At 44.0% G+C, this 739-nt stretch carries 1 protein-coding gene; it reads right to left on the bottom strand.

Going from position 1 to position 739, the window contains the following annotated elements:
* On the bottom strand, positions 1 to 739 hold a 739-nt coding region (locus ACFIO3_RS14630), incomplete at both ends, for a pyruvate dehydrogenase complex E1 component subunit beta (protein WP_375704734.1).

Genomic DNA, 739 nt, shown 5'->3' with positions numbered 1-739 from the left:
CGTAATGCATTCCAATCCCACATGCAACAATTGTCACATCTTGTCCAGACTTATGAATACGCGCCTTACCAATAGGTAAAACAAAATCATCGAGTTGAGGAACATCAAATTGATGCCCGTACAAAATCTCATTTTCAAGGAAAACAACAGGATTATCATCACGAATAGCAGCTTTCAGCAAACCTTTTGCATCTGCAGCGCTATAAGGCATAACAACTTTCAGACCTGGTATATGACTATACCATGCTGCATAACATTGAGAATGTTGAGCACCAACACGGGCAGCCGCACCATTGGGACCTCGGAAAACCATAGGAGCGGTCATTTGTCCACCAGACATATAACGTGTCTTGGCTGCTGAGTTAATAATTTGGTCCATCGCCTGCATCGCAAAATTAAAGGTCATAAACTCGACAATAGGACGTAACCCACCAAAAGCAGCCCCGACAGCCAGCCCAGCAAAGCCGTGCTCTGTAATTGGGGTATCAATAACTCGGCGTTCTCCGAATTCTTCCAACAAACCTTGACTAACCTTATAGGCACCTTGATATTGCGCAACTTCTTCCCCCATAAGAAAAACTGTTTCATCACGCCGCATTTCTTCAGCCAAAGCCTGATTAAGCGCTTCACGAACTGTCATTGTAACCATTTGTGTTCCCGCTGGAATATCAAAATTAAGAGATGTATCAAAAGTAGGAGCAGCCTGCGGAACTGACAAAGGCAGAGAAAGAGAAGATTC

The sequence above is a fragment of the Bartonella sp. AD328YNZD genome (genome assembly GCF_042196425.1).
Note: the sequence above shows the minus strand (reverse complement) of the source record. Positions and strands in the feature narration are given on the sequence as shown.